Raw genomic sequence first — 16,019 nt, forward strand, 5'->3', positions numbered from 1 at the left:
GCAATCGCCGCTGAAGCTGGAGAAATAGCGGTCATCTGATAACGCGCCGGAAATATCACGTTGCCGTCAGAAAAAGATATTTCGCAGAGCCATAACAGTCATGTCGTGGATTAAACGCCCGGTGGTGGCAGCAGGGCCATTAATCATCGCGCGCCAATCGGCTCTGGCATAAATCATGCTTAGAACTCAGTTCCATATATTGAAACTTGCCACGGCAGGGAACAGGCGGCAAGCCAGGTTATCAGGAGAAAATAATGTCAGATGAAAGTGTGGTTAGTCCGGTAAAAATGACGGCGACCAAAGGCAGTTATGTCGCGTTAATTTTTGCCATCCTGTTTTTCTCAGGGCTGTTTTATAACGTCGAGGGTCTTTCATGGCTGGGCGCCTTTGACTTCACCACGCTGGGCGGCAGCTTTGGCACCATGAAAGATCCCGCCAGCAACACCTTTCTTGGCGCAGGCGGACTCAGTGCCAAAGCGGGGTTCCTGTTTGCGCTGTCGCTGACGCCCACAGTGATGCTGGCGCTGGGCGTGCTGGAAATCTTCACCCACTACGGCGCGATTCGTGCGGCGCATCGGTTGCTGACGCCGCTGCTTAAGCCGCTGATGGGGCTGCCGGGCCATTGCGGTCTGGCGTTAATCACCGACCTGCAAAGTACCGACGCGGGCGCGGCATTAACCAAAGAGATGGCCGACCAGAATCAGATCGGTAAAAAAGAGGTGGTGGTGATGAGTGCCTGGCAATATTCCGGTGCCGGCTTAATCAATAATTATTTCGCCATCGGCTCCGCGCTATTCGCCTCAATGACGCTGCCGATTATTATTCCGCTGTTATTAATGTTCGTGCTGAAATTTGTCGGTGCGGCGATAACGCGCGCTGTGTTAAACAGTGTTTATAAAAAGGATTTCGCCGATGGAAAATAAAATCACGACCAGCAGTAATCCCTTTGATGTGTTTGTGACCGGCGCGCGTAAAGGCTTTCACATCGCCATTCACAACCTGATGCCAAATGTGGTGATGGCCTATGTGCTGGCAGAAGTGCTCAATCTGCTCGGCATCATGCAGTTTCTCGGGCACGTTTTTGCGCCAGTGATGGGGCTGTTCGGCCTGCCGGGTGAGGCAATTACGGTGCTGCTCACCGCCTGGCTCTCATCGTCTGCGGGTACCGGCGTAGCGGTGAGTCTGCTGACCAAAGGGCTGCTGACCGGCGCGGATATCACGATTCTGGCCCCGGCGATTTTCCTGATGGGATCGCAGCTGCAATATATGGGACGGCTGCTGGGCGTGGCCGATGTGCCAAAAAAATACTGGCCGCTGCTGATGCTGGTGAGCATCATCAACGCGCTGATCGCAATGTCTGTTATGCGTCTGTTTATTCAGGAGTAACGCTGTGTCTGAGGTATTAGAGCATTACCACTATTTGCACGAAATTCCGGAGCTGGGTTTTCAGGAGGTGAAAACGTCGGCCTACATCGCCGATCAGCTGGAGAAAGCGGGCCTGAAGGTGACGCGCAATATCAATAACACCACCGGCATTGTGGCCGAGATCGACAGCGGTGTGCCGGGTCCGGTGCTGGCACTGCGCGCGGATATGGATGCGCTGGGGCACATCATTGATGGCGTGCCGTGTGCGCGCCACACCTGCGGTCACGACGGTCACTCTTCGGTCGTGCTGACGGCGGCGACGGCTCTGCTGCAGGAGGGCGCGGTGAAACGTGGCCGGCTGAAGATCCTGTTCCAGCCCGCCGAGGAGCTGGGCGCCGGTGCGCTCTCAATGATCGAAGGTGGCGCACTGGATGATGTGGAGATGATTCTGGGGTTCCATCTGCGTCCGCTGGAGGAGTGTGTGGTCGGACAGGCGGTGCCTGCGGTGCTCTACTCAGCCTGCAGCACGCTGGAAGCGACCATCAAAGGCCAGCCCGCCCATGCGGCGCGTCCGCACCTTGGGGTGAATGCGCTGGATGCTGCCGTACAGGCGGTTCAGGCGGTCAACGCCATCCACCTCTCGCCCGGCCTGACCTGGAGCGTCAAAGCAACCCGCTTCCTGTGCGATGCCGGTGTCACCAACTCGGTGCCGGATGAAGCCCGCGTGGTGTGGGATCTGCGTTCGCAGGAGAACGGGCCGATGACGCTGCTGAAAGAGCAGGTCACGCGGGCCATTACTCACAGCGTGGCGGCACTGGGTGCCAGCGCCGAGGTACGCGTATTAAAAGAGATGCCCGCCGCCGAGATTGATGATGAGGCGACGGCGGTGATCCGCGCCGCGATCGTCGAGGTGCTGGGCGAAGAGGGCGCGCTGTCAACCCGGACCACGCCAGGCAGCGAGGACTTTTTCTACTATCCGGTGAAGCGTCCGGGTATTAAAGCGGGCTTCTGGGGACTGGGCACCAACCTGACGCCAGGATTGCATCATCCCGACATGCATTTTGATCTCGACTCGCTGGAGATTGGTGTGCAGATCTTCAAAGCCTGCGTCAGAAAGGTGCTGGGATAACGGAGGCGGGGCGGGTGCAGACCCGTCCCGCTTTGTTGCGGCATCCACCGTTCCCCGATTCCCCGCCCCTGAAATCCTGCCCCTCTCCCTGTAGGCCGCGCGCGCAAAATATTGTATGCTATGCCGCCTTAAAGCTGACCAGGTAACCGGAATTCACGCCAATGTAACTTCGCGCTGACCCGCCAACGATGAAAGATCGTTTTTGGCACCGTTTACCCGCCGGTAAGGTTCTGCCGGCCACCGTGATTTATCAGCAGCGCCAGTAAGTTGCGCTGCCTATTGAGAAGAATTCCATGTCTAATCCCTTTTTAGAAGAGGTGGCACGCCGCCGCACCTTCGCGATCATTTCGCACCCGGATGCCGGTAAAACCACCATTACCGAAAAAGTGTTGCTGTTCGGACAGGCTATCCAGACCGCCGGTACGGTAAAAGGCCGTGGCTCTAACCAGCACGCTAAGTCGGACTGGATGGAGATGGAGAAACAGCGTGGTATCTCCATTACCACCTCGGTGATGCAGTTCCCCTATCGCGATAGCCTGGTGAACCTGCTGGATACCCCGGGTCACGAAGATTTCTCGGAAGATACCTACCGTACGCTGACCGCGGTTGACTGCTGTCTGATGGTGATTGATGCCGCTAAAGGCGTCGAGGATCGTACCCGTAAGCTGATGGAAGTTACCCGTCTGCGCGATACGCCGATCCTGACCTTTATGAACAAACTTGACCGTGACATCCGCGACCCGATGGAAGTGCTGGATGAGGTGGAAAGCGAGCTGAAAATTGCCTGCGCACCGATCACCTGGCCTATCGGCTGCGGCAAGCTGTTCAAAGGGGTTTATCACCTCTACAAAGATGAGACCTATCTCTACCAGACCGGTAAAGGCCACACCATTCAGGATGTCCGCATCGTGAAGGGGCTGAACAACCCGGACCTCGACACCGCAGTCGGTGACGATCTGGCGGCACAGCTGCGTGAAGAGCTGGAGCTGGTACAGGGTGCATCGCACGAGTTTGAGCAGGAAGCCTTCCTGAGCGGCAAACTTTCGCCGGTCTTCTTCGGCACCGCACTGGGTAACTTTGGCGTTGACCATATGCTGGATGGCCTGGTGGCATGGGCACCGCGTCCGATGCCGCGTGACACCGACACCCGCACGGTAGAAGCGAAAGAAGAGAAGTTCACCGGCTTCGTGTTTAAGATCCAGGCCAACATGGACCCGAAACACCGCGACCGCGTGGCCTTTATGCGTGTGGTGTCCGGTAAATATGAAAAAGGGATGAAGCTGCGTCAGGTGCGCACCGGCAAAGATGTGGTGATCTCCGACGCCCTGACCTTTATGGCGGGCGACCGTTCGCACGTTGAAGAAGCGTATCCTGGCGATATCATCGGCCTGCATAACCACGGCACCATTCAGATTGGCGACACCTTTACTCAGGGTGAAAACATGAAGTTCACCGGTATTCCGAACTTCGCGCCAGAGCTGTTCCGCCGTATTCGTCTGCGCGATCCGCTGAAGCAGAAACAGCTGCTTAAAGGGCTGGTTCAGCTGTCTGAAGAAGGTGCGGTACAGGTGTTCCGTCCGGTGCATAACAACGATCTGATCGTGGGCGCGGTCGGGGTGCTGCAGTTCGATGTGGTGGTTGCCCGTCTGAAAAGCGAATATAACGTCGAAGCGATCTACGAAGCGATCAACGTCTCTACGGCGCGCTGGGTTGAATGCAGCGACGCGAAAAAGTTTGAGGACTTCCAGCGTAAAAACGAAGTTAACCTGGCGCTCGATGGCGGCAATAATTTGACTTATATCGCGCCAACCATGGTTAATCTTAATATTACGCAGGAACGTTACCCCGACGTCCGTTTCCGCAAAACGCGCGAGCACTAATCGCCTGTTTCCGGGCCATTCCAGCTGGGAGTGGCCCTGTTTTCCTCCTTCCAGACTCCTCCTAAAAACCCCGTTTTTCTTCTGTTTTGACGTGTGATCAACCAGTTAGCCAGGCAAATTGCAAAATGCCGTCTATGATTACTCTATCGGACGGCGGAAGAGACTTCTCTTGTCCTTACGTCCTGTAACGCAGCGGCACCTGTGCCTCTGTTGCGCCCACAGTTTTTGGGTGAGTTAACTGATAGAAGGAAGATATCGATGAACAAGACTAAGATTGCTAAAACCCTGATGGCCGCCATGATTGGCTCAGCACTGATCAGCGGCAGCGCACTGGCTGACGAATCAATGTCGCAGAAAGCGTCACAGACAGCCGACAGCGCGGGTTCAAAAATCGATAGTTCTATGAAAAAAGTCGATGGTTATATGGATGACAGCGGCATCACCGCCAAAGCCAAAGCGGCACTGGTAGATGATGACGCAATTAAAAGCACGGATATCTCGGTAAAAACGCATAGCGGCGTCGTGACCTTAAGCGGTTTCGTCACCTCACAGGATCAGGCTGAGAAGGCTGTGGCTGTGGTGCAGAAAATCGAAGGTGTTAAATCCGTCAGCGACAAACTACACGTCAGAGACAGCAAAGCATCATCAATGAAAGGTTATGCGGGCGATACCGCCACGACCAGCGAAATTAAAGCTAAGCTATTAGCGGATGACATTGTTCCGTCGCGCAACGTAAAAGTTGAGACCACCGACGGTGTTGTTCAGCTTTCAGGGCAGGTTGCTAATCAGGCACAGTCAGATCGTGCAGAAAGCATTGCTAAAGCCATTGAAGGCGTGAAAAGCGTTAAGAATGACCTGACGGTTAAATCTTAAGCTTGCGTGCGGTCACTTCTGTGGCCGCACGAATAAAAGATACCCATCCGGGGATGAAATAAGCAGATCGATTTTTAAATATTCGATTTTTAAATAGGGTAAGGAGAGGCTTATGTTTCGTTGGGGCATTATTTTTCTGGTGATCGCACTGATCGCTGCAGCGTTAGGTTTTGGCGGTTTAGCGGGCACAGCAGCATGGGCAGCTAAAGTTGTCTTCGTCGTTGGTATTATCCTGTTCCTCATCAGCCTGTTTACCGGCCGTAAAAAGCTTTAGCCGATGAGTCCTGCAGTGTAATGCAACGCAAAGCATAGAGCGGAGACCAGTCATCTGTAGCGACTGACGTGAAGAGAGGGACACCTTCACATCGCTGCAAGGTAAGCCAGCCCTGCTGGCCTGCCGGTTAAAGGAACATATGACTGGTTCTCCGGAATGCTGCCGTCTTTAACGGATCGATCCTCCAGCAGACCCGGAACCCCTTTTTGAGGTTCGTACAGTGGGTATACGCATTCCTGTCACGCTCGGCGCCATTGAACCTCTGGCCCTGACTCCGTTTAAATCTCAGAAAATTGCGCTGGTTTGTGAAGGCGGCGGTCAACGCGGCATTTTCACCGCAGGCGTGTTAGATGAATTTCAGCGTGCCCGATTCAACCCCTTTCAGCTGATGCTCGGCACCTCTGCCGGTGCACAAAATCTTTCTGCCTTTGTCTGTGGTCAGCCCGGCTATGCCCGGCGTGTGATTACCCGCTATACCACCAGTAAACTCTTCTTTGATCCGCTGCGCTTTGTGCGTGGTGGCAATCTGATCGACCTCGACTGGCTGATAGATATTACCCGCAGTGAATTTCCGCTGGCGATGAGCAGCGCGGAACAGCTGTTCTCCAGCGGCCGCGAGTTTTATATGTGCGCCTGCCGCAGTGACGACTATACGCCCGGCTACTTCAATCCGACCGCTGATAACTGGCTGGATCTGATTAAAGCTTCCAGTGCCATTCCCGGTTTTTACCGGCTGGGGGTCAGTCTGGAAGGGATCAGCTATCTCGATGGCGGCATCAGCGATGCGATTCCGGTGCGTGAAGCCGCCCGCCGTGGCGCTGATACCATTGTGGTGATCCGCACCGTGCCGTCGCAGATGTTCTATACCCCGAAATGGTTTAAGCGAATGGAACGCTGGCTCAGCACCGGCGCACTGCAGCCGATGATCAACGTGCTGAATAAGCATGAACAGAGCTATCGGGAAATTCAGCAGTTCATTGAGAATCCTCCCGATGATTTGCGCATTATCGAAATCTTTCCGCCACATGCGCTGGCCAGCAGTGCGCTGGGGAGCCGCATCGCTTCACTGAATCAGGATTATCATCTGGGACGGCGTTGTGGTCGCTATTTCCTCGCCACGCTGGGCCAGTGGCTGAGCGATGCGGAACCGATGACCACGGCGCGTATCGTTACGCCGCCTGCTCCGGTAGCCAATGCACCCGATACCCGCCTCATCATCACACCGCCGCTGGCGGATAATGATGCTGATTACGACAAAGGATCGCTGGCATGAAGTTTATCGATACGCACTGCCACTTCGATTTCCCGCCGTTTGAAGGGGATATCTCTGGCAGCCTGGCACGTGCTGCAGAAGCTGGCGTGGAAAAGATTATCGTTCCGGCGATCGATGCCAGCCGCTTTGAGCGGGTCTGCGCGTTAGCCGCGGCGCAACAGGCGCTCTATGCCGCGCTGGGCCTGCATCCGATCGTTATCGAAAATCATCAGGAGGCCCATCTCGACCAGCTGGAAACCTTACTGCAACAGCGGCCGCGTAAGCTGGTGGCGATCGGCGAGATCGGGCTGGATCTCTATCGCGACGATCCGCAGTTTGATAAGCAGCAACGCTTTCTTGAGGCGCAGCTTAAGCTGGCGAAAGCGTATCAGCTGCCGGTGATCCTGCATTCGCGCCGCACTCATGACAAGCTGGCTCAGATTCTGCGTCGTTACGATCTGCCGCGCCGTGGCGTGGTGCATGGTTTTGCGGGCAGCCTGCAGCAGGCTCAGGCCTTTATTAAGCTGGGTTATGCGATTGGCATCGGCGGGACCATTACCTATGAACGCGCCAGCAAAACCCGTCAGACCGTGGCGCAGCTGCCGCTCTCTTCGCTGCTGCTGGAAACCGATGCACCCGATATGCCGCTGCAGGGCTTTCAGGGCCAGCCTAATCGTCCGGAGCGGGCGCGTCAGGTATGGGAGGTGCTCTGCAGCCTGCGTGAAGAGTCACCGGAGGAGATTGCTGATGCGCTGTGGCACAACAGTCAGCAGCTATTTCAGCTCGATCCCGCTTTCCCGGCGCTGCGCAACTGACCGCCCGCGTCTCACCCGACCTGCAGCCATTGCGCTTAAATGTGATAATAGTAACATTGCACCCGCTGGCGTATAATAACCACCAAGCCCTGTTATCTGTAATGTTAGTCACAGTAAACGTGGCAATGTTGCACTAATTTCTTATTCCTATGTGACTCCTGGCACATATCAGGCCGCACCAGAGTGTTATTATTATAACATTCCGCCGGCGAGCCGGTGGGTTGCACCCCGATCCTTTGGAGAGCCTCATGACCGATATCAAAGACCTTGCCCTGCGCGCCCTGAAACTGATGGATTTAACCACCCTGAATGACGACGACACCGACGCAAAAGTGATCGCCCTGTGTCATCAGGCCAAATCCCCGGCAGGCAACACCGCCGCAATCTGTATCTATCCGCGTTTTATTCCGATTGCCCGTAAAACGCTGCGCGAGCAGGGCACCCCGGAGATCCGCATCGCCACGGTGACTAACTTCCCGCACGGCAATGACGACATTGATATTGCGCTGGCAGAAACCCGCGCCGCTATCGCCTACGGTGCCGATGAAGTGGATGTGGTGTTCCCGTATCGTGCGCTGATCGCCGGTAACAGTCAGGTCGGTTTCGATCTGGTGAAAGCCTGTAAAACCGCCTGTGCCGAAGCCGATGTGCTGCTGAAAGTGATCATCGAAACCGGTGAACTGAAGCAGGAAGCGCTGATCCGTCAGGCCTCTGAGATTGCCATTGATGCCGGTGCCGATTTCATTAAAACCTCTACCGGTAAAGTGCCGGTTAACGCCACGCCTGAAGTGGCGCAGATCATGATGAACGTGATCCGTGATAAAGGCGTCAGCCAGCAGGTTGGCTTTAAGCCCGCTGGTGGCGTGCGCACCGCTGAAGATGCCGCTATCTATCTGAAAATGGCGGAAGAGACGCTGGGTGCCGACTGGGCCGATGCGCGTCATTTCCGCTTTGGTGCATCAAGCCTGCTGGCGAGCCTGCTCAACACCCTGGGTCATGACAGCGACACCAGCAAAGCGGGTTACTGATCCTTCAGGCGGTCGCTGACCGCCTGTTCCCCATCCTGATTTCCCTGAACCAGGGGGTTACCTTGTTCCTGCCACAAGAAATAATTCGCAAAAAACGTGACGGCCATGCGCTGACTGAAGAGGAGATTCGCTTCTTCATCAATGGTGTGCGTGATAACACCGTTTCGGAAGGTCAGATTGCCGCGCTGGCGATGACCATCTATTTCCACGATATGACGCTGCCTGAGCGGGTCGCGCTGACCATGGCGATGCGTGATTCCGGTACGGTACTGAACTGGAAATCACTTAATCTCAATGGGCCGGTGGTGGATAAGCACTCGACCGGCGGCGTCGGCGATGTGACGTCGCTGATGTTAGGGCCGATGGTCGCGGCCTGCGGCGGATATGTCCCGATGATCTCGGGTCGTGGCCTTGGCCATACCGGTGGCACGCTGGATAAACTGGAAGCGATCCCGGGCTTCGATATCTTCCCGAGCGATGACCGCTTCCGCGAGATCATCAAGCAGGTGGGTGTGGCGATTATCGGCCAGACCAGCTCGCTGGCACCGGCGGATAAGCGTTTCTACGCCACGCGTGACATCACCGCCACCGTCGATTCGATCCCGCTGATTACCGCCTCGATTCTGGCGAAGAAGCTGGCAGAAGGGCTGGATGCACTGGTGATGGATGTCAAAGTGGGTTCCGGCGCGTTTATGCCAACCTATGAGGCGTCAGAAAGTCTGGCGCAGTCAATTGTTGGCGTCGCCAATGGCGCAGGTTGCCAGACCACCGCACTGCTGACGGATATGAACCAGGTTCTCGCCTCCTCAGCCGGTAACGCGCTGGAAGTGCGTGAAGCGGTTCGCTTCCTGACCGGCCAAGAGCGTAATCCGCGCCTGCTGGAAGTGACGCTGGCGCTCTGCAGCGAAATGCTGGTCTCCGGCAAACTGGCCGCCAGCGACACCGAAGCGCGTCAGAAACTGATGACGGTGCTGGACAACGGCAAAGCAGCCGAGATATTTGGTCGTATGGTCGCTGCCCAGCAGGGACCTGCCGATTTCGTGGAACGCTACGACGCTTATCTGCCCGCGCCAATGCTGAGCAAGCCGGTGTATGCCGACCAGCCAGGCATCGTCAGCAGCATGGATACCCGTGCGCTGGGTCTGGCGGTGGTGGCAATGGGTGGCGGACGTCAGCGTGCCAGCGACAGTATTGATTACAGCGTCGGCTTAAGCGACATGATCACCCTGGGCGAACGTGCCGATGCGCAGCGTCCACTGGCGATCATTCACGCCAGCAGCGAAGACAAATGGCAGCAGGCCGCCGCCGCGGTCAAAGCCGCGCTGGTGCTCGGTAATTCCGCCCCGGCTGAGACGCCGGTTGTCTATCGCCGTGTGAGCGATATCAGCTAACTGACCGGTAACCGGTGCCAGCTGCGATGCATTCGGGTATACTGATCTGATCGCTTTTTTTTGACTTGTCACGCGCCAATGCGCAGGAGACTTGCATGAAACGTGCTTTTATTATGGTTCTCGATTCCTTTGGAATTGGCTCCAGTAAAGATGCCGATAAATTCGGCGACGCAGGTTCGGATACGTTAGGTCACATCGCCGAAGCCTGTTTCAGGGGTGAAGCAGACAAGGGACGTAAAGGCCCATTGCATCTGCCTAATCTTACCGCGCTGGGTCTGGGCAAAGCCGCAGAGCTGTCGACCGGCCGCTTCCCGGCAGGTCTGGATCCTGAGGCGAAAATCACCGGCGCGTACGCTTACGCCAGCGAGCTTTCGTCAGGTAAAGATACGCCGTCAGGCCACTGGGAGATCGCCGGTGTGCCGGTGCTGTTTGACTGGGGCTACTTCAGCGACAAAGAGAACAGCTTCCCACAGGAACTGCTGGACAAACTGGTTGAGCGTGCAGATCTGCCGGGCTATCTCGGGAACTGCCACTCTTCAGGTACGGTGATCCTCGACCAACTGGGCGAAGAGCACATGAAAACCGGCAAGCCGATTTTCTATACCTCTGCGGACTCGGTGTTCCAGATCGCCTGTCATGAAGAGACCTTTGGTCTGGATCGTCTCTATGCGCTGTGCGAAATCGCCCGTGAAGAGCTGACCGAAGGTGGCTACAACATTGGCCGGGTTATCGCCCGTCCGTTTGTGGGCGACAAAGCGGGTCAGTTCGAGCGCACCGGCAATCGTCACGACCTGGCAGTCGAGCCGCCATCCGCCACCATGCTGAAAAAGCTGGTGGATGAGAAGGGCGGTCACGTGATCTCCGTGGGTAAAATCGCCGATATCTATGCTGAGCAGGGCATTACCAAAAAGGTCAAAGCGACCGGTCTGGATGCGCTGTTTGACGCGACGATTCAGGAGATGAAAACCGCGCCGGATCAGGCGATTGTTTTCACTAACTTCGTTGATTTCGACTCAACCTGGGGACATCGTCGTGATGTTGCCGGTTATGCGGGCGGGCTGGAGCTGTTTGACCGTCGTCTGCCTGAGCTGATGGAGTTAGTCGGAGAAGATGACATTCTGATCCTGACTGCTGACCACGGCTGTGACCCGACGTGGGAAGGCACTGAACACACGCGTGAGCACATTCCGATTCTTATCTACGGACCGAAAGTCGAGCCGGGTTCACTCGGTTACCGCGAAACTTTCGCCGATATTGGTCAGACAATTGCACACTATTTTGGCCTGTCCGAGATGGACTATGGCAAGAACATGCTGTAAATCAGAAATTTAATAAGGATTAAACAATGGCAACCCCTCATATTAATGCTGAAATGGGCGATTTCGCAGACGTCGTGCTGATGCCTGGCGATCCGCTGCGTGCAAAGCACATTGCTGAAACCTTCCTGGAAAATCCGGTAGAAGTGAACAACGTGCGCGGGATGCTGGGCTACACCGGCACCTATAAGGGCCGCAAAGTCTCTGTAATGGGCCATGGAATGGGTATTCCTTCCTGCTCCATCTACACCAAAGAACTGATCACCGACTTCGGCGTGAAAAAGATCATCCGTGTGGGCTCCTGTGGTGCCGTGCGTGCCGATGTAAAACTGCGTGACATCGTGATTGGTATGGGTGCCTGCACCGATTCCAAAGTGAACCGTATGCGTTTCAAAGATCACGATTTTGCTGCGATTGCTGACTTCGACATGGTGCGTAACGCGGTTGATGCGGCGAAAAACCTGGGTGTTGAAGCGCGCGTAGGTAACATCTTCTCTGCCGATCTCTTCTACACCCCGGATCCGCAGATGTTCGACGTGATGGAAAAATATGGCATCCTCGGCGTTGAGATGGAAGCTGCAGGTATCTACGGTGTGGCCGCAGAGTTCGGTGCTAAAGCGCTGACCATCTGCACCGTATCAGACCACATCCGTACGCACGAGCAGACCACCGCTGCTGAGCGTCAGACCACCTTCAACGACATGATCAAGATTGCGCTGGAGTCTGTTCTGCTGGGTGATTAATCAGCGTGGCAGGCATTGACGCCTGCTGCCCGATTCCCCTGCGCAGATCCCCCTTAACCGGGGGATCTGCATTTTCCCGCCTCGCCGTCCCGGTAACATTCACATCAAATGACACACTTTTGGTCAGGCTTGTGCATCTTCGCGCTGGCACGCCCGCGATCGCGCTTTATCATGGTGCGCAATAACAGATAATAATTAGTCGCCTGATAATGCCCCCTGATGAACTTTCGTAACTTCGAAGCTGAAGAGAAGCTGTTTGCCCGCCGCGCTGCAATAGCCTTTGCTCTGGTCTGTCTCTGTTTCACCATTCTTGGCGTAAACCTTTTTCGCTTACAGGTGCGCGACCATGGCTATTACCAGACGCGCTCTAACCAGAACGACATCAAAATGATCCCCATTGCGCCGACGCGTGGGCTGATTTATGACCGCAATGGCATTCCGCTGGTGCGAAACGTCAGCTGGTACGCCATTACGCTGACGCCTTACAAAATCAGCGACATGGACGCCACGCTGCGGGCACTCACGCCGATCGTTAATCTGACGCCGGACGAAATCGACACCTTCCGCCATGCGCTGAAGCAGACCAGCCGTTACAAGCCGGTGGTGCTGAAAGAGGAGCTGACCGAAGAGCAGGTCGCCCGCTTTGCGGTCAATCAGTTTCACTTCACCGGCGCCAGCATTGAGACCTACCAGGATCGTGAATATCCCTATGGCGCGGATCTGGCGCATGTGATCGGCTATGTGTCGAAAATCAACGATAACGACTATAAACGGCTGAATGCGGAAGGCATCGCCGAAAACTATGCGGCTGACCATAACATTGGTAAGCAGGGGATTGAGGGTTATTACGAAGCGCTGCTGCACGGCAAGCCGGGTTATCAGGAAGTGGAAGTGGATAATCATGGCCGCATTGTGCGGGTGCTGAAAGAGGTACCGCCGGTCGCGGGTAAAAACCTGACGCTGACGCTGGATCTGCACCTGCAACAGTATGTGGAAAGCCTGCTGGCGGGGCAGCGTGCGGCGCTGCTGATTGAAGATCCGCACGACGGCTCCGTGCTGGCGATGGTCTCCAGTCCCAGCTACGATCCCAATCCGTTTGTGAAAGGCATCAGCTATCAGGCCTACAAAAAGCTGCTACAGGATAAAGACCTGCCGCTGATTAACCGCGTCACGCAGGGACTCTATCCGCCTGCCTCCACGGTGAAGCCTTACATGGCGATGTCGGCGCTGCTGACTCATGTGATTACGCCGCAGTCGCAATTCTTTGGCGCACCTACCTGGACGCTGCCAGGCACGGACCGGCGCTATCGCGACTGGAAAAAAACCGGGCACGGCATGCTGGATGTGACGCGGGCAATCGAAGAGTCCGCCGATACCTTTTTCTACCAGGTGGCGTTTATGATGGGCATCGATCGCATTCACACCATGCTCAGCCAGTTTGGCTATGGTAAATCGACCGGCATTGACCTGAATGAGGAGTACAGCGGCTTACTGCCGAGCCGGGAGTGGAAGCAGAAGGTGCATAAAAAGGCCTGGTATCAGGGCGATACGGTTTCAGTCGGTATCGGACAGGGTTACTGGATTGCAACACCCATTCAGATGGTGAAAGCGATGGTGGCGCTGATTAATAACGGTCGGGTCATTGCCCCCCATCTGCTGGAGAAAACCCAGCGCGGCACGCTGGTGGAGAACTATCATCCGCAGCAGCATGAAGCGCAGATTGGCGATCCTCATTCACCTTACTGGTCGCTGGTACGCCACGCGATGTTTGGCATGGCTAACGCACCCAACGGCACCGGTTATAAATATTTCCACACGGCACCCTATGGCATCGCTGCGAAAAGCGGGACGTCGCAGGTGTTCAGCCTGCGCCAGAACCAGACCTATAACGCGAAGATGATACCGGTTCGGCTGCGTGACCATATCTTCTACACCGCCTTTGCGCCCTTTAATGACCCGAAAGTGGCGGTAGCCTTGATTCTGGAGAATGGCGGCAACGAAGGGATTACTGCGGCACCCGTAATGCGGGCGATTCTGGATCATATCTTTATCCCGCCGGTGCCAGAAGCGCCGGTTCAGGCAACACCTTAAAAGGGGGCGGTTGCCCCCGCAGAGCGTCAGACTTTAAGCGTTTTGGTCACCTGACCGATGGCGCGTACTACATCGGTTGCGCCTTCACGGATTTCCGCAATCACGCCGCCCGCCTCCTGGGCCAGCTGTACGCCCTGATCGGCGCGCTTCAGGTTGGATTCAATTCCTTTCAGTGCCCGGCTCGCCAGCTGATGGTTTTGCTGTATCCGATTTTCGATGTCGGTGGTGGCGCGATTGATGTTTGCTGCCAGCGTGCGGACTTCATTAGCCACTACCGCAAAGCTGCGGCCATGGGTTCCGGCCCGCGCCGCTTCAATAGCGGCATTCAACGCCAGCAGGTTAGTCTGATCGGCTATCCGGCGGATACCTTCCACAATCGCGCCGATACGCTCTGAGGATTCACTCAGGCCGGTAATATCACCGGAGATCCCCTGCAGTTCACCCGCCAGGGCGTTCATGGTCTGCACGCTGCTGGCGATAACATCGGCACCCAGCTTTGTGCTTTCATCCGTTTGCAGCGCGGTGTGATAAGCCCGCTGTGCCGCATCATGTTCCTGCTGATTCTTTTCCACCTGCGCGGTCACATCGGTGGCGAATTTCACGATTTTGTAGAGCCTGCCCTGTTCGTCAAACACCGGATTATAGGTGGCGCGCAACCAGATAGTCTCACCCCGTTTATTGACCCGGGGAAACTGGCCTGAGACAAACTCGCCGCGGTTCAGCTGCTGCCAGAACTCGCTATATTCGCGGCTGTCGCGCAGCGCCTGCGAGCAGAAGCGGCGGTGGTGAACACCTTCTACCTCCTCACGACGATAACCCATGGTTTTCAGGAAGTTGTCATTGGCTTTAAGCACTTCACCTTTGAGGTTAAAAGCGATTACCGCCATCGACCGTTCTATGGCGGTGGTGATGGCGCGCTGCTCCTGCGCATCGTTGATATGATCGGTGATGTCGGTTGCCAGTTTGACGATTTTAATCACCCGGCCATGGCGGTTCTGCACCGGCACATAGTTGGCTTCGAGCCATACCGGTCGGCCGTTTTTCGCCACGCGCAGGAACTTATCGCTGAAGCTTTCGCCCCGGTTCAGTCGCAGCCAGAAATCCTGATAGTCCCGCGACTCAAGCTGCTCTGCGGTACAAAACAGGCTGTGGTGCTGGTCTTCGATCTCCGCCAGCGTGTAGCCCATGCGCGCCAGAAACAGCGCATTCGCGCTGAGAATGGTGCCATCGGGGGAGAATTCAATCATGGCGATGGAGCCGTTGAGAGAGCTCAGCGTTGCCGCTGAGTGTGAACGCTTCTGCCAGCTGTGACGGGAAGCGATACCTGATGTAATGGTGGAAAACATGGCGATCCTTATTATTAGTGTTGGTCTCGCATGCTATATCGGCAATTTCGCGTCACAATGCAGACTCTGCCTGCTTTCTGACTAAAATATATCCGGCCAACAGAGAGGTTTATGGCGGCAGGTCAGACCCACTCTTTGGGTTGATGGAAAAGCGGTCAGTCGATTTGATTTTGGTGAAAAGCGTTTGACGCTGCCGGGCCGCTTTGGTTTAATGCGCCCCGTTGCCCGAATAGCTCAGTCGGTAGAGCAGGGGATTGAAAATCCCCGTGTCCCTGGTTCGATTCCGGGTTCGGGCACCATCTTTAAAGAACCCGCCTCTGGCGGGTTTTTGCGTTTATGGGGCGAACCCGTTATCGAAGGTTCGATTCACTCGCCACATCCCTGTGGCTCGCCCTTCGGGTCGCGCTGGCACGCGATGCAAAAATGCGCCCGGCATTTTCGGGTTCGGGCACCATCTTTAAAGAACCCGCCTCTGGCGGGTTTTTGCGTTTATGGGGCGAACCCGTTATCGAAGGT

The 16,019-nt window shown here is 55.8% G+C and carries 15 protein-coding genes and 1 tRNA gene; 15 read left to right on the forward strand and 1 reads right to left on the reverse strand.

The genetic code is table 11. From position 1 onward, the window contains the following. Positions 1–254 precede the first annotated feature (254 nt). The 13 genes from NR195_RS10275 (at position 255) to mrdA (ending at position 14,157) form a co-directional block, all read left to right on the forward strand. Positions 255–923, forward strand: coding sequence for a nucleoside recognition domain-containing protein (locus tag NR195_RS10275; RefSeq protein WP_010671100.1), 669 nt, complete (start codon positions 255–257; stop codon positions 921–923). Further along, positions 913–1,386, forward strand: coding sequence for a YjiG family protein (locus NR195_RS10280; protein WP_010248980.1), 474 nt, complete (start codon positions 913–915; stop codon positions 1,384–1,386). The genes NR195_RS10275 and NR195_RS10280 overlap by 11 nt, the downstream gene beginning before the upstream one ends. Positions 1,387–1,390: 4 nt before the next feature. Continuing rightward, on the forward strand, positions 1,391–2,494 hold the full coding sequence (locus tag NR195_RS10285; protein WP_062758406.1) for a M20 peptidase aminoacylase family protein: 1,104 nt from the start codon (positions 1,391–1,393) through the stop codon (positions 2,492–2,494). 293 nt (positions 2,495–2,787) lie between these two features. Then, positions 2,788–4,374: a peptide chain release factor 3 gene (gene prfC / locus NR195_RS10290; RefSeq protein WP_010671098.1), complete on the forward strand. Its 1,587-nt coding sequence runs from the start codon at positions 2,788–2,790 to the stop codon at positions 4,372–4,374. 258 nt (positions 4,375–4,632) lie between these two features. After that, the gene (gene osmY / locus NR195_RS10295; protein WP_010671097.1) at positions 4,633–5,247 is read left to right on the forward strand and encodes a molecular chaperone OsmY; all 615 of its coding nucleotides are present in this window, start codon (positions 4,633–4,635) and stop codon (positions 5,245–5,247) included. Between the two features lie 112 nt (positions 5,248–5,359). Then, positions 5,360–5,521, forward strand: coding sequence for a DUF1328 domain-containing protein (locus NR195_RS10300; RefSeq protein WP_003848537.1), 162 nt, complete (start codon positions 5,360–5,362; stop codon positions 5,519–5,521). 220 nt (positions 5,522–5,741) lie between these two features. Continuing rightward, complete coding sequence (locus tag NR195_RS10305; protein ID WP_010248962.1) at positions 5,742–6,794, forward strand: patatin family protein; 1,053 nt, start codon at positions 5,742–5,744, stop codon at positions 6,792–6,794. Beyond that, positions 6,791–7,588, forward strand: coding sequence for a TatD family hydrolase (locus tag NR195_RS10310; protein WP_052271484.1), 798 nt, complete (start codon positions 6,791–6,793; stop codon positions 7,586–7,588). Before NR195_RS10305 ends, NR195_RS10310 begins: the two co-directional genes overlap by 4 nt. 248 nt (positions 7,589–7,836) lie before the next feature. Next, complete coding sequence (gene deoC, locus NR195_RS10315) at positions 7,837–8,616, forward strand: deoxyribose-phosphate aldolase (RefSeq protein WP_010248957.1); 780 nt, start codon at positions 7,837–7,839, stop codon at positions 8,614–8,616. A 62-nt stretch (positions 8,617–8,678) separates the two neighbouring features. Next, positions 8,679–10,007: a thymidine phosphorylase gene (deoA, locus tag NR195_RS10320; RefSeq protein ID WP_256844489.1), complete on the forward strand. Its 1,329-nt coding sequence runs from the start codon at positions 8,679–8,681 to the stop codon at positions 10,005–10,007. Positions 10,008–10,102: 95 nt separating this feature from the next. After that, the gene (deoB, locus tag NR195_RS10325; protein ID WP_010671093.1) at positions 10,103–11,326 is read left to right on the forward strand and encodes a phosphopentomutase; all 1,224 of its coding nucleotides are present in this window, start codon (positions 10,103–10,105) and stop codon (positions 11,324–11,326) included. Between the two features lie 26 nt (positions 11,327–11,352). Continuing rightward, entirely contained in the window at positions 11,353–12,066 is a 714-nt protein-coding gene (gene deoD / locus NR195_RS10330; RefSeq protein WP_010248951.1) for a purine-nucleoside phosphorylase, read from the forward strand. A 219-nt stretch (positions 12,067–12,285) separates the two neighbouring features. Further along, the gene (gene mrdA, locus NR195_RS10335; RefSeq protein ID WP_045139630.1) at positions 12,286–14,157 is read left to right on the forward strand and encodes a penicillin-binding protein 2; all 1,872 of its coding nucleotides are present in this window, start codon (positions 12,286–12,288) and stop codon (positions 14,155–14,157) included. A gap of 26 nt (positions 14,158–14,183) precedes the next feature. Here mrdA and NR195_RS10340 read toward each other — a convergent pair whose 3' ends face one another. Next, complete coding sequence (locus NR195_RS10340) at positions 14,184–15,503, reverse strand: PAS domain-containing methyl-accepting chemotaxis protein (protein ID WP_010248946.1); 1,320 nt, start codon at positions 15,501–15,503, stop codon at positions 14,184–14,186. Between the two features lie 223 nt (positions 15,504–15,726). Between NR195_RS10340 and NR195_RS10345 the strand changes: the two genes are divergently transcribed. Together NR195_RS10345 and NR195_RS10350 are read left to right on the forward strand one after the other, a co-directional pair. Beyond that, positions 15,727–15,802 (forward strand) — tRNA-Phe (locus NR195_RS10345). A 37-nt stretch (positions 15,803–15,839) separates the two neighbouring features. Further along, positions 15,840–16,019, forward strand: a 180-nt coding sequence (locus tag NR195_RS10350; protein WP_256844490.1) for a hypothetical protein, incomplete at its 3' end; no start/stop codon positions are given.

The sequence above is a fragment of the Pantoea sp. Ft-CA_14 genome, assembly GCF_024520875.1.
GTDB classification, from domain to species: Bacteria; Pseudomonadota; Gammaproteobacteria; order Enterobacterales; family Enterobacteriaceae; genus Pantoea; species Pantoea agglomerans.

Bases quoted from the DNA above. Each gene is read 5' to 3' on its own strand.
- NR195_RS10275 (WP_010671100.1), top strand. From the start codon at position 255: ATGTCAGATGAAAGTGTGGTTAGTCCGGTAAAAATGACGGCGACCAAA.
- NR195_RS10280 (WP_010248980.1), top strand. From the start codon at position 913: ATGGAAAATAAAATCACGACCAGCAGTAATCCCTTTGATGTGTTTGTG.
- prfC (WP_010671098.1), top strand. From the start codon at position 2,788: ATGTCTAATCCCTTTTTAGAAGAGGTGGCACGCCGCCGCACCTTCGCG.
- osmY (WP_010671097.1), top strand. From the start codon at position 4,633: ATGAACAAGACTAAGATTGCTAAAACCCTGATGGCCGCCATGATTGGC.
- NR195_RS10300 (WP_003848537.1), top strand. From the start codon at position 5,360: ATGTTTCGTTGGGGCATTATTTTTCTGGTGATCGCACTGATCGCTGCA.
- NR195_RS10310 (WP_052271484.1), top strand. From the start codon at position 6,791: ATGAAGTTTATCGATACGCACTGCCACTTCGATTTCCCGCCGTTTGAA.
- deoC (WP_010248957.1), top strand. From the start codon at position 7,837: ATGACCGATATCAAAGACCTTGCCCTGCGCGCCCTGAAACTGATGGAT.
- deoB (WP_010671093.1), top strand. From the start codon at position 10,103: ATGAAACGTGCTTTTATTATGGTTCTCGATTCCTTTGGAATTGGCTCC.
- deoD (WP_010248951.1), top strand. From the start codon at position 11,353: ATGGCAACCCCTCATATTAATGCTGAAATGGGCGATTTCGCAGACGTC.
- mrdA (WP_045139630.1), top strand. From the start codon at position 12,286: ATGAACTTTCGTAACTTCGAAGCTGAAGAGAAGCTGTTTGCCCGCCGC.
- NR195_RS10340 (WP_010248946.1), bottom strand. From the start codon at position 15,503: ATGTTTTCCACCATTACATCAGGTATCGCTTCCCGTCACAGCTGGCAG.